The organism is Alphaproteobacteria bacterium (assembly GCA_026400645.1).
Lineage (GTDB): Bacteria > Pseudomonadota > Alphaproteobacteria > Paracaedibacterales > CAIULA01 > JAPLOP01.
Genome location: JAPLOP010000009.1, coordinates 95587 through 108482, shown reverse-complemented (window position 1 = coordinate 108482; position 12896 = coordinate 95587). Strand labels below are relative to the sequence as shown.

At 47.1% G+C, this 12896-nt stretch carries 9 protein-coding genes; 8 read left to right on the top strand and 1 reads right to left on the bottom strand.

From position 1 onward, the window contains the following. The first annotated feature begins 12 nt into the window (after positions 1 to 12). From lon to ccmA, 8 genes are all read left to right on the top strand, one after another. A complete protein-coding gene (lon, locus tag NTX76_01515; GenBank protein MCX7337948.1) occupies positions 13 to 2427 on the top strand; it encodes an endopeptidase La in 2415 nt (804 codons plus the stop codon). Between the two features lie 64 nt (positions 2428 to 2491). Further along, positions 2492 to 3643: a DNA polymerase III subunit beta gene (dnaN, locus tag NTX76_01510; GenBank protein MCX7337947.1), complete on the top strand. Its 1152-nt coding sequence runs from the start codon at positions 2492 to 2494 to the stop codon at positions 3641 to 3643. A gap of 386 nt (positions 3644 to 4029) precedes the next feature. Beyond that, positions 4030 to 4266 carry a hypothetical protein gene (locus NTX76_01505; protein ID MCX7337946.1) on the top strand — a complete coding sequence of 79 codons (237 nt, stop codon included), beginning with the start codon at positions 4030 to 4032 and terminating at the stop codon, positions 4264 to 4266. A 20-nt stretch (positions 4267 to 4286) separates the two neighbouring features. Further along, on the top strand, positions 4287 to 5474 hold the full coding sequence (recF, locus tag NTX76_01500) for a DNA replication/repair protein RecF (GenBank protein ID MCX7337945.1): 1188 nt from the start codon (positions 4287 to 4289) through the stop codon (positions 5472 to 5474). Between the two features lie 33 nt (positions 5475 to 5507). After that, positions 5508 to 7964, top strand: a complete 2457-nt coding sequence (gyrB, locus tag NTX76_01495) for a DNA topoisomerase (ATP-hydrolyzing) subunit B (GenBank protein MCX7337944.1) — start codon at positions 5508 to 5510, stop codon at positions 7962 to 7964. Between the two features lie 58 nt (positions 7965 to 8022). Beyond that, positions 8023 to 8814: a GNAT family N-acetyltransferase gene (locus NTX76_01490; GenBank protein MCX7337943.1), complete on the top strand. Its 792-nt coding sequence runs from the start codon at positions 8023 to 8025 to the stop codon at positions 8812 to 8814. A 26-nt stretch (positions 8815 to 8840) separates the two neighbouring features. Beyond that, positions 8841 to 10868, top strand: a complete 2028-nt coding sequence (locus NTX76_01485) for a PBP1A family penicillin-binding protein (protein ID MCX7337942.1) — start codon at positions 8841 to 8843, stop codon at positions 10866 to 10868. A 150-nt stretch (positions 10869 to 11018) separates the two neighbouring features. After that, positions 11019 to 11606, top strand: coding sequence for a heme ABC exporter ATP-binding protein CcmA (gene ccmA, locus NTX76_01480; protein MCX7337941.1), 588 nt, complete (start codon positions 11019 to 11021; stop codon positions 11604 to 11606). Here the strand turns inward: ccmA and NTX76_01475 are convergent. Then, positions 11565 to 12878 (bottom strand): threonine ammonia-lyase, encoded by a 1314-nt coding sequence (locus NTX76_01475; protein MCX7337940.1) that lies wholly within the window; start codon positions 12876 to 12878, stop codon positions 11565 to 11567. The two genes, ccmA and NTX76_01475, sit on opposite strands and share 42 nt — an antisense overlap. Positions 12879 to 12896 lie beyond the last annotated feature (18 nt).

The following is a 12896-nucleotide window of genomic DNA, read 5'->3' as shown; positions in this document are numbered from 1 at the left end:
TCAGGTGATGCCATGCCCCATTTAGAAAAAGGAAAGCGATATCCCGTCCTTCCCCTGCGCGATATCGTTATATTTCCCCAAATGATTGTTCCCCTATTTGTGGGGCGGGAAAAATCCGTCAGCGCCCTAGAGGAAGTTATGCATACGGACCAAAAGCAAATCCTGCTGGTGACGCAAAAAAATGCGGCCCATGATGCCCCAGAACCGGACGATCTGTACCGGATTGGGACCATCGGTACGATTTTACAAATACTCAAGCTTCCCGATGGAACAGTCAAAGTTCTGGTCGAGGGGGGTCCCCGCGCACGAATTGTGGATTTTTATGGGGACGTAGATTATCTGGTGGCAACGGCCGAAGAAATCAAGGACACCACCCGAAAACCAGACGAGCTAGAGGCATTAAGCCGAACGGTTGTGTCGCAGTTCGAAAACTATATCAAGCTCAACAAAAAGATCCCCCCTGACGTTTTGATTTCTATCAATCAAATCGAGGAGCCAACGAAACTGGCGGACACGATCGCATCTTATTTCACGTTAAAGATCCCTGAAAAGCAGGCTCTGTTGGAAATGGGGAACGTCAATGACCGATTGAAAAAAATTCTGACATTTATTGAAACGGAAAATAATGTTCTGCAGGTTGAAAAGCGCATTAAAACGCGCGTCAAAAAACAGATGGAAAAGACCCAGCGTGACTATTATTTAAATGAACAATTAAAGGCAATTCACAAGGAACTTGGCGAGGGCGAAGACGGCAAGGATGAGCTTACCCTGCTTGAGGATAAAATTAAAAAACTGAAACTACCCAAAGAAGCAAAAGAAAAAGCAAACGCAGAAATTAAAAAACTTCGGGCGATGAATCCAACCTCGGCAGAGGCGACAGTTGTCAAAACGTACCTTGACTGGCTGCTGTCTGTTCCCTGGTACGCGCGGTCCAAGACCAAAATAGATCTACAGAAAGCAGCCGATATCCTGAACAAAGATCACTATGGATTGGAAAAAGTCAAAGAACGGATCCTTGAGTATCTGGCTGTGCAATCCCGTGTGGGCAAGGTCAGGGGGCAGATCCTGTGCTTAGTCGGCCCGCCCGGAGTTGGAAAAACATCGCTTGGCAAATCAATAGCCGAAGCCACAAGTCGGAATTTCGTTCGTGTGTCCCTGGGCGGGGTTCGCGATGAATCAGAAATCCGGGGACACCGGCGAACCTATATCGGATCCATGCCGGGTCGTATCATTCAGGGTATGAAAAAAGCCAAAACATCAAATCCACTTTTTCTGTTGGATGAAATCGATAAACTTGGCAGCGACTGGCGCGGGGATCCATCATCTGCATTGCTGGAGGTTTTAGACCCCGAACAAAACTCCACGTTTAACGATCATTATCTAGAGGTTGATTATGATTTGTCGGATGTTATGTTTGTGACGACGGCCAACACCCTGAAAATGCCGCAACCTTTGTTGGATCGTATGGAAATCATTCGAATCCCAGGCTACACAGAGGATGAGAAGCTAGTCATTGCCCGGCAGTATTTGACGCCAAAACAAAAAACCCTGCATGGCCTAAAGGATGATGAATTGTCGATCAATGACGATGCGATCACCGTTCTGATTCGAAATTACACCAGGGAGGCGGGCGTTAGAAACCTTGAGCGGGAAATCGCAAATTTGTGCCGCAAAGCAATTAAGGAAATCCTGACAACTCAGGTTTCGTCGATTTCTGTGACGGCGGAGACCGTTGGAAAATATGCGGGCATCCCCCGATATCAATATGGCCAGGTGGAATCCGATGATGCCATTGGTGTCACAACGGGCCTTGCCTGGACAGAGGTTGGCGGTGAATTGTTATCCATAGAGGCGGTCGTTTTGCCCGGTAAAGGAAAACCCCTGTTTACGGGAAAACTGGGTGATGTGATGCAGGAATCAATTCAGGCAGCCTTAAGTTATGTTCGAACGCGGGCTTTTCAGTTTGGTTTAAAACCCAGCATTTTCGAAAAGCGCGACATTCATATTCACGTACCAGAGGGCGCCACTCCAAAGGATGGCCCATCGGCTGGTGTTGCGATGTGCACGTCAATCGTTTCGGCCTTTACAGGGATTCCCATAAAGCGCGATGTTGCCATGACGGGGGAAATCACCCTACGGGGGCATGTTCTGGCAATTGGCGGATTAAAGGAAAAGTTATTGGCGGCCCACCGTGGTGGCATCAAAATCGTCATTATTCCCTATGATAATGAAAAAGATTTGGCCGAAATCCCGGATAACGTCAAAGCGGGCCTGACCATTATTCCGGTTCGAACCGTTGATGATGTTTTAAAAATTGCATTGACGCGGCAACCCGTCCCAATCCCGTGCGATGACATGGACGAATCTATCCCCGGCAGCGTGTTCGAAAGGGCGCAGGGCGATGATAGGATTATGTCTGTTATGTAAAAGAATGATAGGTGCGTGACGTGCTTTTTTACAATGAAACACAATTTAAAGGATTACGATTTACATGAAATTAACAGTTGAAAAAGGGCCATTTTTAAAGGCCTTATCACACGGGCAAAGCGTTGTTGAAAAACGGACAACCGTCCCCATCCTGAGTCATGTTCTGGTGTCTGCCTCTGCCGAGGGGTTGTCGTTAACGTCGACCGACATGGATATGGCCCTAATCGAAACAATCCCAGCCCAGGTCGAAGAATCGTCAACCACGTGTGTTCAGGCCCATTTACTGCACGAGGTTGTCCGAAAACTAAGCGATCGCACGCCAATCAGCCTGGTCGTTGATCATGAAAAAGGGCACATGGTGATCACATCGGGACGGTCCCGGTTCGAGCTTCCCTGTCTGGATCCGACAGACTTCCCCCAAATCACACAAAGCGAACTGTCGCATTACTTTCCCCTGCCGGCACCGGTTCTAAAGCTCCTTATCGACAAAACAAAATTTTCCATGTCCGGGGAGGAAGCACGATTCCATCTAAATGGGATTCATTTCCATCAGTTGAAATCGGATGATGGGCGGGAAATTCTGCGCACCGTTGCAACTGATATGCATCGCCTGGCTTGCGTTGATTGCGACAGTCCAGAGGCTGCCATTGGTATGCCCGGCGTTATTGTGGGGCGCAAAACAATCACCGAAGTCCGCAAATTATTGGATGAAGCCAACAAACCCATTACCGTCGGATTATCAAATGCGCGTATCGAATTCGCGATCGAGGGCGATGGAACGCGGTCCGTGCTCAGCTCGCGCTTGGTTGATGGCACATTCCCCGACTATCAGGGTGCCATAACGGTCGAAAATGACAAAAGCCTGATTGTGCACACAAAAGCATTCGCAGAGGCCGTAGACCGTGTTGGAACCGTGGTCAATGATAAAGTACGCGCGATCAAGGCAAGGGTGACAGAAAATCAGGTGTTGATATCAGCCGTCAGTAATGAATTGGGCAGCGCCACAGAGGAATTAGACGTTGATTTTGCATACGAAGAACCCATCGAAGTTTGTTTTAATGTGCGGTATCTAATGGATATTGCACAACAAATTGAAACCGAAGAAATGGAGATTTTATTGGCTGACGGAGATTCGCTAGCGTTAATTCGCGCTGCGGGCAAGAATGCGGCTGAGAATAATAATGCAACGTTTGTATTGATGCCGATGCGAGTGTAGGAGGCACGTAACCATGGTTTCTTGATCTCATTCCAGTTTCCCTATGGCTTGGCCATAGGGTCCAGAACGTCGTATATGTAACCAGAGTTCGACGTAAGAGCCGTATCAAGCAGCGCCCACCGTAGTTTTCCTTCGGCTTGACCGGAGGATCCAGTTGATAAAGATCAATTTCTTTCTCTGGATCCTATGGTCAAGCCATGGGGGAAACTTGATTTTGTCTGGATTTTATTAGCTTGTTACGTCGAACTCAGGTTAGCTAGGATGTCGCGCTCACTATCTCAGAGTTTATTCAGATTAAGTATTTTTATGTATAAATTAATTATTTATTAATGTGTGTGTGTCCTATATTAGTAAGTGTACAATTGGACTTAAAAAGGATTGTAATAATGAAAAATAAATTATTAATGACAACGCTGATACTTGGCCTGTCTGGCACAGCATTGTATGCCGCAGGCGATCTTTCTGAAATGCAGACAGGAACAGCGCCATTACAGGGGAATGCTAATCATCCTCTGGCCGCACCAAACGCAGATATGCTACTGTCGTTCCCGTGTAGGCGGTGGGTCATTGATCACCTCCTGCTCGAGGTGACAGTCATTTTGGACGCAGCCCCCTCAAAATAACACAGCACTAACAAAGGTCCATGCAAAACGCGGTTTCTTATTTATCACTTTATAATTTTCGAAGTTACTCATCGCTATCCCTATCGATAACGCCGGATCCCGTTGTGTTCGTGGGGGCAAATGGGGCGGGTAAAACGAATCTGCTAGAAGCACTTTCTTTGCTCGCGCCGGGTCGGGGGTTGCGGGGGGTAAAATCGGATGAAATCGCCCTGAATGGGTCACCTACCGCCCCAACAAATCCGTTGCGATGGGCGGCCGCCGTTACCTTGTTAAACGATGTTCATCTTTCAACGGGGCTGGAGCTCACCCCCCATGGGACAGAAAAAAGACTGTATAAAATTCAACACGAACCAGTCAAATCCCAGGCTGCCATCGCGGAATGGTTAACCGTATTTTGGTTGACGCCCGAAACCGATCGATTGTTTTTGGAATCCCCATCAGTCAGGCGAAAATTCATTGATCGCCTGGTTTACGCAAATGACCCCCTGCATGCAACACGGTTAACGCGTTATGACCATGCCCTGAAAGAACGTCTGCAAGTCCTGCGCCAAGGGGGTGACCCGATTTGGTTGACGTCCCTCGAGGAAAATCTGGCCAATTACGGCGTTGCGATTGCTGCCGCCCGTCTGGAACTGATGAAAAAACTCAATCGCGGCCAGGATCACCTGCATCCGTTATTTCCCCGATTTGTCAGCTCAATAAACGGCGACGTCGAAAACTGGCTTTTGGCTGATTATGCGGTCACGGTCGAATCACAAATAAAAGAAAAGTTACATCAAAATCGGATGATTGACCGGGAATCCGGCATGACACGCCTTGGCCCCCACCGAAGCGATTGGAATCTTGTGCATCTGAAAAACAACAGAAGCGCCAACCAATGTTCCACTGGGGAACAAAAAATTCTGATCTTGGCGGCCTTGCTATCGTTCCTTCATGATCATTCCAAAAATGGGGATACCCAAAATCGCGAAAAATTAACAGTTTTATTGCTGGATGACGTTGTTGCCCATTTAGATTTTCATCACCGTATGGTATTGTTTGAACAAATTGGGATTTTGCAAAATAACAGGAAAGAAGACACCCATGAAGATCCGCGCGGAAGTTCGGTTCATACATGGTTAACGGGAACAGATCCACTGCTATTTGAACATCTTACGGGTCACGCCCAGTTCTTTAACGTGCATCAATCAACAGTCACCTTATCTTAAAAAATAATTTACTTAAAAGTAATTGTGAGAATTATGACCACCCCTATACCAGACAATAGTTATAACGCCGATTCTATTAAAGTATTAAAAGGGCTTGATGCTGTCCGCAAACGCCCGGGCATGTATATTGGCGACACAGAGGATGGAACGGGCCTTCATCATTTGGTGTATGAGGTTGTTGATAACGCGATCGACGAAGCCCTGGCCGGGCATTGCGACCTTGTGACCGTTACATTGGAATCTGACGGATCGGTTTCCGTTGCCGACAATGGACGCGGGATCCCTGTGGATATTCACACAGAAATGGGCGTTTCCGCAGCCGAAGTCATTATGACTCAGCTTCATGCGGGTGGTAAGTTTGATCAAAATTCGTACAAAATTTCAGGCGGCCTCCACGGTGTTGGGGTGTCGGTCGTTAACGCGTTGTCGGAAATTCTGGACCTAGAAGTTTGGCGCGGTGGCAAGCATTATCAAATGCGTTTCCGTCATGGCGTTCCGGATGCACCCCTGGCCATGATAGGCGATGCAGATGGGAAAAAGGGCACCCGCGTTCGTTTTTTGCCAGCGATTGAAACATTCAAGGATATCACGTTTGACCGCGCCACAATTGAACACCGCCTTAGGGAGCTTGCCTTTTTGAATTCTGGTGTTCGCATTCTGTTAAAAGATGAACGGCCTGATTCGGTTGATGAAATTATCCTTCATTACGAGGGCGGTTTGGCAGAATTCACCAAATATCTGGACCGGGCAAAGACCCCACTTCATACTCCGCCCATAACGGCCAAAATCACGATTGATGCCATCACCGTGGAAATGGCTTTGGAATGGACGGACAGCTATCATGAAACAATGTTATGCTTTACCAACAACATTCCACAACGGGATGGCGGTACCCATCTGGCCGGATTCAGGGGCGCGCTAACCCGAACGGTTGGGGCCTATGTGGCAGATTCAGCCCAAGGGAAACGCGATGTTGGGAAACGGGGATCTGACAAAAAAGACACAGCCAGAAAAGATTCAAAACTGACATTAACTGGCGATGATGCCCGCGAAGGATTAACCTGCGTTTTGTCCGTAAAAGTACCGGACCCCAAGTTTTCGTCCCAAACAAAGGACAAGCTGGTTTCATCCGAAGTTCGTCCCGTGGTAGAGGCCGCCGTCAGTCAGGCTTTGGACCAATGGTTCGAGGAACACCCGGCCCAGGCCAAAATTATTGTCGCAAAAGTATTGGAGGCCGCATCCGCACGCGAAGCTGCCAAGCGGGCCCGTGAATTAACGCGCCGCAAGGGTGTGTTGGATTTTGCATCATTACCTGGAAAACTGGCAGACTGCCAAGAACGCGATCCAACAGCCAGTGAGATTTTCATTGTCGAGGGGGAATCCGCTGGTGGTTCTGCAAAGCAAGCCCGTGATCGTAAATTTCAGGCGATCCTTCCGATCAAGGGTAAGATATTGAATGTGGAGCGTGCGCGTTTTGATAAAATGTTGGCATCAGCCGAAATTGGGACGCTGATCACAGCCCTTGGGACCGGAATCGGACAAGAAGAATTCGCGGTCGACAAAATTCGATACCACAAAGTCATCATAATGACCGACGCTGACGTTGATGGCAGCCACATTCGGACCTTGCTGTTGACATTTTTCTATCGCCAAATGCGACCCCTGATTGAGCGTGGGTATTTGTATATCGCCCAACCCCCTTTGTACAGGGTTAAACGCGGCCAATCAGAAGTATACCTAAAAGATGAAAAGTCGATGGAAACGTATCTGTTGGATGCGGCAACGATCGATGGACGATTGGTTTTGGGGAACGGCAGCGTGATGGTCGGTCAAGATTTACGGTCGTTTGCCGATTTGATTATAAAGGCGATGCATACGATTTTGGCGCTATCCAGACGTTTGAATAATTTTTATGTACTGGAACAGCTGTTGTTTTCGGGATATTTGGATGATCCAACCATGGTAACAGAGGAGGCAATTCAGGCGCGTCTGCAAAAGAATGAACTGACTTCGGCACGATGGTCCATCATAAAGGGCGATCAAACAACAACGATAAAACGGACCCAATCGGGCGTTAGCGAAAGCTGGGTTATCGATCAGACATTGCTGCAGATGCCAGAAATCAAGGCGCTGATCAGCCTAAAGCCACGCCTGATGGAGGTTTTTGAGGAATCTTGTCAATACCAAGCCAGCAACAGCAAGGGCGAAAAACTTCAAACCATCAACAGCGTGACGCAGCTTGGGGAATTGTTGCTGGAATTCGGCCGCAAGGGAATTGTTGTCAACCGGTACAAAGGTTTGGGAGAAATGAACCCCGATCAGCTTTGGCAGACGACACTTGATCCCCAGGTCCGCACATTGCTGCAGGTTAAATTGAGTCATATAGAAGAAGCAGAAAAAATATTCTCGACCTTAATGGGTGACGTTGTGGAGCCCCGCCGTGAATTTATCCAGACAAACGCCCTGAAGGTTGTCAATTTGGATGCATAATAATCGCATATTAATTGATCTTCCAGAGTTTATAGAGACACCCAGGTTGAAGTTGCAAATGCCCTGCGCAGATTTTGGCAAAAAATTACACGACGCTATTTGCGATGGTTATGATGATTATGTCAAATGGCTGAATTGGCCCATGAATCCCCCAACGCCAGGAATGGTCGAGGAGGATTGTCGAAAACATCATGCTGATTTTATACTACGGGATTTTATTCGTTATCTTATTATCGATAAATCCACAAACGATGTTGTTGGGCGGTGTGCGTTTGTCGCCTCTCAGGCTCTCTGGAAAATTCCACAATTTGGGATTGCCTATTTTGTGCGTAGAAGTCAAAGATCAAAAGGATATGCGAGCGAAGCTGCCCATGCCATGACTGCTCTTGCCTTTCAAATTTTAAAGGCCAAAAAAGTAGAAATTCATTGTGATGCCGAAAATATAGCGTCCGCAAAAGTTCCGCAAAAATTAGGCTTTAAATTGGAATGCACACAAAGGGGTGGCTGGCCCAGACACGATGGGGAACTTGCAGAATTGCAAATCTATTCCATTTTTTCTGAAAGAGATCTTTTGGATTGGAATGAAACGTTATATCTGATGAAAAGCCCGACGAATCATTCTAGGCTGATGCAATCAATTGAAAATGTGAGAAAAAGCAAGGCTCAGGAAAGAGATTTAGGTTCTGTCCCTAAGCCCCACATCACACAAGATCATTCCCCGTCATCCCGTGGCTTGACCACGGGATCTATAACGGAATACATGGATCCCGTGGTCAAGCCACGGGATGACGGGGTAATTCTTATAAACCGACAAGAAAAAGACTTAATAGACGAAAATAACCAAGGATAAAAAAGAGTGATCGTTGGATTGGCGTTATGAAATTATATGCAGGCGAAAAAGAAGGGGGGCATCACCCCCATCAACAGAAACCCCCCTCAAAGACAAAAGCAAAAACAAAGAAAACGCGGAAAAAGACAGCCAAACGATCGTCGTTTTTATGGACACTCGCCAGGACCTGCTTGATGTTGGGCATCTGGGGATTAATGGCCCTTGGGTTGCTTGTTCTATGGTTTAGCCATGATTTGCCAGATTTAAAAAACCTGCAGGGAAGCACGCGAAAACCCAGTGTCGTGATACAAACTTATGATGGGGCAATCCTCAAATCATATGGTGATTTATACGAAGACATGGTCAAGGTCCAGGAATTGCCCCCTTATGTCCCGCAGGCCCTGATGGCAGTGGAGGATCGACGTTTTTATCACCATTTTGGTGTGGACGTCATTGGGTTGCTTCGTGCAGCCTATACGAACTATCGCGCCCAACGGGTAGTTCAGGGGGGGTCAACGCTGACCCAGCAATTGGCAAAAAATATCCTATTCACCCAAGGAAGTTTTGATACCCGGGATCGATCATTCAAACGAAAAATTCAAGAGGTGATTCTTTCCCTTTGGCTGGAATGGAATTTCACAAAAGATCAAATCCTGACCATGTATCTCAACCGCGTTTATTTTGGTGCCGGAACCTATGGAATTGATGCGGCCGCCCGGCGGTATTTCAATAAATCAGCCCGAAATTTAACGGTATTCGAATCTGCAGTTATTGCTGGTTTGCTGAAAGCACCATCCAAATATTCGCCGGCCCATAATCCAAAACTTGCAAAAAAACGGGCAAAGCTTGTTTTGGAATTGATGGTAGAGGCTGGGTTTTTAAAAGAATTCCAATCGTACCTGGATCAGGGGGAAAAAGAACTCTCTGATGCCTCCGCGGAAAAAGACCAAGGCATGCGCTATTTTGCGGATTGGGTCTATGAGCAGGTTCCAACGATTGTTGGGGAAACTGACAAGGACCTGATTGTTATTACAACGTTTGATCAGACCATGCAAAAGCAAGCCGAAAAATCCTGTACAGACCTTATGGAAACGATGGGTAAGCAGCTAAAAGCATCCGAAGTCGCCTTTGTTGCCATGACGCCCGATGGGGCCGTTAAGGCAATGGTTGGCGGCCAAAACTATGGTGTGAGTCAGTTTAATCGGGTAACGCAAGCCCTGCGTCAACCAGGGTCAGCATTCAAAACATTTATTTATTTAGCGGCGCTTGAATCCGGTTTAACGCCAGAAAGCATGATGGATGATTCGCCTGTCGTTATTGGGGATTGGCGTCCGGGTAACTATAAGTGGCAAAGTCGGGGCATGATATCCCTTAAAGAAGGGTTAACCTATTCCGTTAATAGCGTGTCGATCCGATTGACACAACTTGTGGGCCCCGCAAAGGTGGCCGAGGTTGCAAAACGATTGGGGATCACCAGCACCCTTAATAATGACCTAAGTATTTCTTTGGGGACTGGGGAGACAACCTTGTTAGAAATGACGACATCCTATGCAACCTTTGCCAACCAGGGCCGGGCTGTATGGCCCTATGGTATTTTGGAAATCCGCGATAAAGATGGGGCCATTCTATATAGTCATTCAGCGGAGCCTGGTAAGGTTATTGTGAATGCAACCACCCTGCATGGTATACGTGGAATGTTACGCAATGTTATCGAAAATGGCACTGGGCGCGCCGCAAACGTTGACCCAACTGTATCCGGAAAAACGGGTAGTAACGCGGATAAGGATGCCTGGTTTTTTGCTTATCGCGAGCCAGAGGCCAATGGAACAGACAGCGATGGAGTTGTCGTTGGGGTGTGGGCCGGTAATGATAACAACAAACCAATGGCCAAAGCATCCACCGGTGGGAGAATGCCAGCACGAATTGCTGCGGCTTTCTTTAAGTCAGTGGGTGCTATCCAATCATCAGATACTGGTGCTGCACAGACACAATCGTATCCGACAATGACCTTTGGTGACCCCCCAAAGGAGGCCGCAAAGGATTCAGGCTTGAATGCTTATTTAAAGAAGCTTTAACCATCAATGTTGCCCTTACATCACTTTCATAAATTATTGACCGGTGTTTCTTGGATGGCCACGCTCGCTTCGCTCACTCGCCATGACGTCATGGCGAGGAGGGTGAAACCCGACGTGGCCATCCACCAGGACTTGAACGATTAATTGCTCATGAAAACAGTATTACACATCCACAAAATCACTCACCCCTTTATTCCGATGACAAGGGGCGCCCCACTCTCGATAGATCTGCTGGCTGGGCAAATGCTTGTTATAACGGGGGGGAATGGATCGGGCAAATCCACACTGCTTAAAATCATTGCGGGAATATTAGCCCCCCTTTCCGGAAAGATAGAGGCTTCTGATTTGTTTTACTGCGGCCACGAAACCGGATTGAAACAAAACTTAACGGTGATGGATAATCTGTTCTTTCGTCAGGCAGTCTATGGATTAAATAGGGATAAAAAATCGGTTCAAAATGCCCTGGATTCTTTTAATATGGGTTCGTTTGAACAAAGGGCAATCAACACCCTGTCAAAGGGGCAACAACAAAAGATTGCCCTGGCATCCGCGATCTTATCACCCCATCCTCTTTGGGTATTGGATGAACCGACAGCCAATCTGGATGCAGCATCCGTTTTGACGGCAGAAAGCATTTTTCAAACCCATCTGGAAAACGGGGGTGCGATTATCAAATCATCTCACAATGAAGCGTCCCTATTCCTCCATAATCTCCGTTTGGAATCCCCCACTCATTAACGATTGACAGATTGTGATGGCATGTTCGCAGTTTCGAGTTTCAACAACAGCATCAAGATATGCCGTCTTAGTGGCGATATTATTGAACAACCGTTGATGGCTAATCTCAAAAATATTGCCGCCTGCTTTTCCAATGATTTGTGTTAAGTGACCCAAAATACCGGGCGCATCATCGATTTGAATTTTAAAGCGAACCAACTTCCCATTCTGTACCATCCCCCGAAGCAAAAGATTGGACAGCACGCGTGAATCAATATTTCCCCCACCAATGATCGTTCCAACCTTTCGTCCCTGAAAAATTCCCGGGGTACTAAGGATGGCGGCAACACCAATCGCGCCAGCCCCCTCGACAACAATTTTATTATGCACAACAAGGCGTTCTATTGCTGTTTCAATAAAATGTTCCTCCACAATCAAGAAATCATCCAGATGATCTTTCAGGATCGACAGGTTAAGTGTTCCCGGATATTTAACCGCGATTCCATCGGCAATGGTTTGGTCGGACCTTAGGCATGTTTGAACAACGGTGTTTGGAAACAAAATCTCTGCCATTGATTGACAAGCGGCCGATTGCACGCCGATGATTTGAATCTTGGGATTGATGGCCTTTGCGGCTATACAAATGCCAGCTGCCAATCCCCCGCCACCGACAGGCACAATCAGGACGTCCAGATCTGGCACATCCGCAAGCATTTCAAGGCCAATTGTCCCCTGCCCTGCAATAATGCAAGGATCATCAAAGGGATGAACCATCGTGTATCCATGCTTTTTAATCAACTGCATGGCAAAATCGCGGGATTCGATTATGGTGTTTCCATGTAAAATAACTGATGCGCCATAATGGCGTGTGCTTTCCACCTTGGAGATTGGTGTGTTTTCCGGCATCACAATGGTCGCCGGTATACCCATTTTTTGTGCATTATAAGCAACACCCTGGGCATGATTGCTGGCAGACATTGCAATGACACCTTTGGATCTTTCGTCCGGCGTAAGGCTATTTAATTTAATATAAGCCCCCCTTGGCTTAAATGAGCCTGTGACTTGTATATTTTCAAGCTTAAGGTACACCTGGCCCTTGATTTTTGAATTCAGCCAGAAACTTTCAACCATGGGGGTGCGTTTAACGATCCCTTTAAGCTGACGGGCGGCATCCTCTATCGTTTCCTTTGTGATGGAATAGGATGTGTTTTGCCCTGATATGCCAATAAGGTTAAATCTTTCCTCTGACACGCCACTTTTAAGGATATTCCCCGAAACCATACTTTTAACCATTACCATTGATCTGTCTTT